The organism is Saliphagus sp. LR7, from assembly GCF_003344565.1.
Classification (GTDB): Archaea; Halobacteriota; Halobacteria; order Halobacteriales; family Natrialbaceae; genus Saliphagus; species Saliphagus infecundisoli.
Map to the genome: position 1 here is coordinate 220,790 of NZ_QPND01000005.1, position 6,515 is coordinate 227,304.

The 6,515-nt window shown below is 63.1% G+C and carries 7 protein-coding genes and 2 pseudogenes; 6 read left to right on the plus strand and 3 right to left on the minus strand.

The window, feature by feature from the left end:
• Nucleotides 1–107: 107 nt before the first annotated feature.
• The gene (locus DVH23_RS09780; RefSeq protein WP_114577243.1) at nt 108–1,136 is read right to left on the minus strand and encodes a D-isomer specific 2-hydroxyacid dehydrogenase family protein; all 1,029 of its coding nucleotides are present in this window, start codon (nt 1,134–1,136) and stop codon (nt 108–110) included.
• Between the two features lie 423 nt (nt 1,137–1,559).
• Between DVH23_RS09780 and DVH23_RS09785 the strand changes: the two genes are divergently transcribed.
• Nucleotides 1,560–2,087, plus strand: a complete 528-nt coding sequence (locus tag DVH23_RS09785; RefSeq protein ID WP_114577244.1) for an ArsR family transcriptional regulator — start codon at nt 1,560–1,562, stop codon at nt 2,085–2,087.
• Nucleotides 2,088–2,510 carry a hypothetical protein gene (locus DVH23_RS09790; RefSeq protein ID WP_114577245.1) on the plus strand — a complete coding sequence of 141 codons (423 nt, stop codon included), beginning with the start codon at nt 2,088–2,090 and terminating at the stop codon, nt 2,508–2,510. It abuts the gene before it with no gap.
• 254 nt (nt 2,511–2,764) lie between these two features.
• On the opposite strand, the pseudogene DVH23_RS25265 reads toward DVH23_RS09790, so the two are convergent.
• A pseudogene (locus DVH23_RS25265) lies at nt 2,765–3,213 on the minus strand (VapC toxin family PIN domain ribonuclease).
• A complete protein-coding gene (locus tag DVH23_RS09805) occupies nt 3,156–3,404 on the minus strand; it encodes an antitoxin VapB family protein (RefSeq protein ID WP_114577247.1) in 249 nt (82 codons plus the stop codon). Before DVH23_RS09805 ends, DVH23_RS25265 begins: the two are co-directional and overlap by 58 nt.
• Before the next feature lie 810 nt (nt 3,405–4,214).
• Here DVH23_RS09805 and DVH23_RS09810 point away from each other — a divergent pair.
• The 4 genes and pseudogenes from DVH23_RS09810 to DVH23_RS09825 all read left to right on the plus strand — a co-directional run bounded on the left by DVH23_RS09810 (nt 4,215) and on the right by DVH23_RS09825 (nt 6,135).
• Nucleotides 4,215–5,051: an alpha/beta fold hydrolase gene (locus DVH23_RS09810; RefSeq protein WP_114577248.1), complete on the plus strand. Its 837-nt coding sequence runs from the start codon at nt 4,215–4,217 to the stop codon at nt 5,049–5,051.
• A gap of 31 nt (nt 5,052–5,082) precedes the next feature.
• Nucleotides 5,083–5,314, plus strand: a pseudogene (locus tag DVH23_RS09815) (nucleoside-diphosphate sugar epimerase); the annotation flags it as partial.
• A 125-nt stretch (nt 5,315–5,439) separates the two neighbouring features.
• A complete protein-coding gene (locus DVH23_RS09820) occupies nt 5,440–5,634 on the plus strand; it encodes a cold-shock protein (protein WP_114577249.1) in 195 nt (64 codons plus the stop codon).
• Between the two features lie 168 nt (nt 5,635–5,802).
• Nucleotides 5,803–6,135, plus strand: a complete 333-nt coding sequence (locus tag DVH23_RS09825; protein WP_114577250.1) for a hypothetical protein — start codon at nt 5,803–5,805, stop codon at nt 6,133–6,135.
• Nucleotides 6,136–6,515 lie beyond the last annotated feature (380 nt).

Genomic DNA, 6,515 nt, shown 5'->3' on the forward strand with positions numbered 1-6,515 from the left:
CGAATGAGCCAAGCCCGTCTCCTGGGCAACGGGAGACCGCAGTTCGTCGGTGCTGGCGATCGTGCTGTTCCGAGGACTGGTGACCGAGCGCGAGGCCGCGATCGCGGCTACCCAGTTTCGTATCGCTCGGCGAGCATCTCGGCCCAGCGCCGGTTCGCATGACGGGTTCGACCGGCGATGTGAGGCGTATGGACGACGTTCTCGCGGCCGACCAGTGGGTCGTCCAGCGGGATCGGTTCGCCGGCGAGCCCGTCGAACACGTCCGCCGCGAGCGCGAGGTCGTCCGCGAGCACGCGTCGGCGGAGCGCGTCGCCGTCGACGATCCCCGCCCGAGTGGCGAGCACGACGAGCGCACCCTCGGGGAGGGTGTCAACCAGGTCCGCGTCGATCAGCCCCTCGGTCTCGTCCGTTTTGGGGACCATCGGCGCGAAGATATCGGCGTCGGAGACGAGGTCATCGAGCGAGTGGACGCGGTCGGCGCCCGCCCGGTGGAAGCACGGCTCATCCGCGTATGGGTCATACGCGGCGACGTTCGCGCCCAGCGACGAGGTCACGTCGGCATACCGGGACCCGATGTTGCCGACGCCGACGACCCGAACACGCTTGTCGGCGATCGTCCCGTGAACGTGGTCCGGCGGCGTCGCGACGTACTGGTAGCCGCCCATCCCTGGCTCCTCGCTTGCCCACTCCTCTCGGTCCCAGTCGTCGTGGGATTCGGTGATCGATGCGTGTTTCTGGGGGAGCTGTCGCAGGGCAGCGATCGTGAGCCCGAGCGCGTGTTCGGCGACCGACGGCGCCCAGAATCCTTCGCTCCCGTGCCAGCGGTGGGTCACACCTTGAGCCTCGACCATCGAAACGACGTCCGAATCCGGCGCGTATGCGTTGTCCGTCAGTACCGTGGCCTCCCGCAGGTCCTCGAACGCGTCGAGGCAGGCCTCGGTGACGGGGACGCCGAAGCTTCCCAGCCGGGTTATCCCCTCGGGGTCATCGACGATTTCGTCGAGCCGCCGGTCGTCGCCCGGTTCGAGGTCGACGTACTTGGTGGGGCCCTTCTCGGCCCAGAGTCGATGCAGTTCCTCCGCGGCAAACGGCCAGACTCCCTCGAAGGTGGGGTGAACGACGACGAGGCTGCGCATGGCGGGGGATCGCGCGATCGGGACAAAACCATATCGGCAGAGGTGGCCTGGACCGCCCCAATCGGAGACCGAAGGGAGACGAGTCCCAGACCCCCCTACCAGTCCTGGCATCTAAGGGCCCCTCTCACGCCGAGACGAGTTCCGAGCGAGATACCGCCGGACCGACGCCAGAGAAACGCCAGCACTGTTGGACCTCCCTCGAGGGCCGTCAACTGATAGGGATCAGCGTGGATATTCGGAGGCCCTCGCAAGGAAAACGGTGTCTCGGGAGAATCGCGCAATGAGAGAAACCACGAACTAATGTGCTGATCCCTATGAGATCCACCCGTAGATGATCGAACTGCCAGCGTGAGCACTGTGTTACGAACGGCTGCATATATCGTGCTGCAAAGATATATATCGACGAGTGCCGAATCGAAGCGTATGTCCCCTGCAGGTCATCCCGATACCACCGACGCTGCCGAGACGGAACGCCAGCGATGGGATCGGAATGCCTCGACGCGCGATCGAGTCTACGAGACCGCGATCCAGCTCTACGAGCCGGCGACCGCCGCCGAGGTCGCCGAGCGAGCACGCTGTTCTCCCGATGGCGCGCGCGAGCAGTTGGAGTGGCTCGCCGACCGGGGAATCGTCGAACCGATCGACGGCCGTCCGAAGCGCTATCAGCGAAACAACGCCTACGTCGAGTGGGCTCGCGCGAACGAGCTCCGGCGCGAGCGCACCGATAGCGAGCTCGAAACCACCCTTCGAGAGCTCCTCGCGGAACACCGTTCCTTTCAGGAGCGCTACGGAGTCGATACGCCCCACGAGGTCGATGCACTCGAAGAGGAATCGATCGAGACGACCTGGGAGGAGATCGGGGAATGGAAGACGGTTCGTCGTGACATCCAGCGGATCGAACGTGCCCGCAAGGATCGGGACGTGTTTCGTGAGACGGGACGCGCGGATTGAATGGACGAGACCACTACCGGGCCGCTGGACGAGGAGGTATGTCGAGCGATCCACGGCCGGCTCACGAGAGACGATCGATTCGAGACGATCGCGTTCGAGCCCGCATCCGACCGGATCCGAACGGTCGTCGCTACCTATGATGGCTCGCTGTTCCCCGAGGCCGTACGGGCCGCACGGCTCGATATCCGATGGTACGTTGGGGGCGATTTTTCGATCCACTACTACGAACGGTGGACGGACGGTACACGGTGGGAGTGTCGGTGGGATCGGCATCCAAAAGACATCGGCCGAGCCCACTTTCATCCACCACCGGACGCTGGCTCTGCCGTGGGGACCGACTTCCCACGTGATTACCGTGACGTGTGGTCGATCGTCACCGCCTACGTCTCGGAGCGAATCGAAACGCTGTGGGCGGAGACGTGACGGCCGTCTCGGGCACGTATACCGGCTCAGCCTCGGTTGGCACAAGGACGACGATCACGACGATCTCGGAACGACCCATTTCCAGCGAGACGTTGGGAACGAGGTCATCCACGAGCATGGAGATCTCGACACCGAAGCGCCGTTGAGTTTCCTCGAGACCTGTCTCCAGCGCCGTCCTGCCAGACTCGATGAGACGACCGACTCGGAAAGCCGATCCGGAGCCGATCGATACCCCCACCCCCTTTCGTTCGGCGTCAGTACTCCTCGACCTGGACGATCCGCTTCGTCTCCGGGTGCGTGAGGTCCCGTTTCCGGAGACCACCGGTGCGTCGAACTCGCATCCGACCGCAGCGATCAGGGCATCTGGGCCATCCACGTAGGGACCCCCGGGTGCGATCTCGTCAGCGATCCGTCCCGCGGCGATCGCCGGCCGTTCGTCGACAGGATGGACGTCGACCCACGCCAGGTCCGCGCGGGCACCGTCGACATCCCCGTTCGGGAGGTTCCCCTCGCCGACGAGGACCTCGGCGAACGCGGGCATCGGGGCGACCCATCGGAGCTGCTCGCCGCCGTTCGTTTCGTAGAACTCGCGAGTCGACTCGACGCCCGCAAGATAGTCGATCAGGAAGGTCGCGTCGAGGACCTTTAGGCGGTGTCGTCGACTCGCTCGCGCATTCGACGCTTCCGCCGTTCCTTCGCCGATCGACGACCCTCGCGCACTCGGTCGACCTCGTCGGCCGACCACCGACCGAATCCGTCGGCGAAGTCACCGGCGCTCTCGTCGGCGAGCAGGCGCTCGAGAGCGTCGTTGTAACTCTCACCCTCCCGCCGGTGACGGTCGATCGTTCGCTTCACCGTCTCGCTCACTCGAATCTGTTCGTCCGCGACGCCCATATGACGTTGACGGTAGCGTTGACGCTACTTTACCGGTTGGCGTCCACCGGTCTCGGAGAGACCAATTACGACCACGTCTTGGGTCCGGACGAATTCCGGATAGCGATCCGAGAGAGACCGTTCGAGTTGGCCGGCCTACCGGAAGCATATCGAACTGGTCGCCGGTACCGAGATCGGCTTGATTCCGACTCGGTCTCCCTGCCAACGACATCGTTCCTGACCGGCGCCGGGGAGACGTCCCAGCCAGTGGGACCGCCAGCTCTCCAGCTGGGAACCCGAAAGCAAGAGCGCCGAGGGCCTCGAACGCATCCGTGCGCCCTGCCAGTAGTGGCGACGTCAGTATTTAGGTTTTCCCCAGTTCACAATAAACGAGCCGTACAGCTACACTCTACACCGATCTCCGTCGACGAAGAGCAGGTCAGTGACCACCGGAATGCGGTCGACAGCCACGACCCGAGGACGAGCCTAGAGCGGTGCGGCTGGCTGCGTCGGTGACGACCGATCAACGACATCCTCATCCGAGTCCGAATCAGCGTGGAACGCTCGGATATGATGTTTCATCGGCCGGTAGTCGGATTCCCCGATCTCGAACACGCGGTCACAGAACGGACACGTCTGATACATCCCTTCCCCCATGAGGGGATCACTCACGAATTGGTTTCACTCTTTCGTCCCTTACGAAATCGGCTGGAATCGAGTACGGGTGCGGACGACTGGCAACCGATCCCATATACGCCCCCCGGTCCGCAAAGCGCGGTGATCCGGACTCCCCCGAAATGATTTGTTGCTCCGGTTGTGAGGTCCTCCTCGATGAGTGAGCAGACGCCGATCCCCCAGCACTGGGAACGCGGATTCGTCGAGGCGAACGGCATCGAACTCCACTACTGTCGCACCGACGGGTCGGGGCCGCCGTTCGTCATTTCCCACGGCTTCACCGACGACGGGTACTGTCGGCTCGACCTCGCCCGTGAACTCGGAGACGACTTCGACGTCGTGTTGTACGACGCTCGCGGCCACGGCCGTTCCGACGCCCCCGATGCGGAGTACGGCGCGTCCGAGCGAGCGGCGGACCTGCTCGGTCTACTCGACGCCCTCGCGCTCGAAGACCCGATCCTGTTCGGTCACTCGATGGGTGCCGACACGGTCACGGAGGCCGCGGCCCGCCGACCCGACCGGCCGCGAGCCGTCGTCCTCGAAGACCCCGTCTGGCGGCTCGAGGGAGTCAACGACGACCTGATCGAGGACAGATCTAACCACGATATCGAAGACCAGATCGCAGAGTGGCAAGACCACAGCGTCGAGGAACTCCTCGACACCGATACGATGTTCCGGGACCTCGCCGAGTCCGGTCAGCCCGACCTTGCCCGTCGAGTGGCCGCAGCCAGACACCGCCTCCGACCCGAGATTTCCCGCGTGCTCGAGAGCGGACTGGTCGACCCCACCGAGAAATACGGCGATATCGAGGCACCGACGCTGATCCTGAAAGCCGACGCGGACGAGGCGGAACGCGAGCGAGAACGGGAGATTGCTGCGGTCCTCCCGAACGGGCGACTCGTGCACGTGGACGATGCCGGCCACTGTGTCTTCTGGGATGAGCGCGCGCGTGCCACCGAGGAACTCCGGGCGTTCCTCACGACGGTCTGGTGACATCCTCCCCCGCGTGAACGGTGCAACACCAGGTGTCTACAACCTCGGGACGGGCGCCCCTCAGCTTCAACGAGCTCGTCGACCGGCTCAACGACCACCTCGACACGGATGCCGACCCCGAGTACGTTCCAAAGCCGATCCCCGAGGACGTCTACGTCCACGACACCTGTGCCGACATCGAGAAGATCCGCGCCGAGGCCGGCTGGGAACCCCAGATTGACCTCGAAGAAGAGCTTGAACGCGTCTGTCGACCCTACCAGTAAGACACAGGATCGCCACTCCGACGCGGCCGTCACAGGGAAACAGGCGGGCGTCCTGGATGGCTCGCGATCGCGGTACCACGACCCTCGGAAGGGTTATCCGAGAGTCGGCCATACATTTGTTCGTAATGGCAAACGGTAAGGTTGATTTCTTCAACGACACAGGCGGTTACGGTTTCATCGAGACTGACGACGCGGACGACGACGTGTTTTTCCACATGGAAGACGTTGGCGGCCCGGACCTCGAGGAAGGAACTGAGATCGAATTCGATATCGAACAGGCCCCCAAAGGCCCCCGCGCGACGAACGTCGTCCGCAACTAAACTGCGTTCACTGTCGTTTCAGCGACACTGATCGACGATTCATTTCTTTGGACCCGACCGACGAGCCATTGGTCTTCGTCGTGTTGTGGATTACTAGTCTGCTCGAAGGGGCGCACGACGCTGATGAGCGGCCAAATCGTCATCCGAATCAGTCCCATTGTGTAAGGGATGGCAGATGACAAACAGGGCCGAGACAAGCAAGCCGATGACGAAGAGCGACGCCAACGAGAGCGTGAGGTAGAGGAGGCTCGTACCCGCGCTGATGAAACCGAACCGATGCACGATGACCCTGGCGAGCAGCTTGGTGAGCTTGATGAAGCGCTCGAGACCCACGACTATCCAACCACGACGGACGAGTTGATCGAGACCTATGGCGACTACGAGATCGAAACGCAGGATGGGCAGAAATCCCTCGAAGAAGTACTCGCCCCGACCGACGGCCAAACGTTCGATTCTGCCGATGACGCTCGAAGCCGGATACAGGGACTAGTACACCGCTAATGAGACGTAACTACCCTCCTGGCCCGGACGATGTCACAAAAATGGGGCCTGCAAGCCACACCTCTATTGATCTCCAGTATCGTCTCTTCGAATGCACGACCCGATCTGAAGGCACATCTGATCGGAGGGTCGTGCTGCCTGTCAGAGGCACACGTGCGGGCGGGCTGATCCCCTTCCCCCATCGCCCGCTCGCTTTCCTGAACCGTTCGCGAGCAGTGGTGCGTGTGAACCAGTGACGTCCCCCCGCCGTAACCAGTAGTTGCCGAACCTAACTGACGACTCGGTTCGTAGTCGTCGGCATGGTCGACACCGACGAAGCAAAACAGGTCTGTCGTGCCGCCTCACGCGTCGTCTATCCAGAACTGGATTTTGGTATCAAA

Coding starts and splice junctions, on each gene's coding strand:
- DVH23_RS09780 (WP_114577243.1), bottom strand. CDS start 1,136: ATGCGCAGCCTCGTCGTCGTTCACCCCACCTTCGAGGGAGTCTGGCCG.
- DVH23_RS09785 (WP_114577244.1), top strand. CDS start 1,560: ATGTCCCCTGCAGGTCATCCCGATACCACCGACGCTGCCGAGACGGAA.
- DVH23_RS09790 (WP_114577245.1), top strand. CDS start 2,088: ATGGACGAGACCACTACCGGGCCGCTGGACGAGGAGGTATGTCGAGCG.
- DVH23_RS09805 (WP_114577247.1), bottom strand. CDS start 3,404: ATGGGCGTCGCGGACGAACAGATTCGAGTGAGCGAGACGGTGAAGCGA.
- DVH23_RS09810 (WP_114577248.1), top strand. CDS start 4,215: ATGAGTGAGCAGACGCCGATCCCCCAGCACTGGGAACGCGGATTCGTC.
- DVH23_RS09820 (WP_114577249.1), top strand. CDS start 5,440: ATGGCAAACGGTAAGGTTGATTTCTTCAACGACACAGGCGGTTACGGT.
- DVH23_RS09825 (WP_114577250.1), top strand. CDS start 5,803: ATGGCAGATGACAAACAGGGCCGAGACAAGCAAGCCGATGACGAAGAG.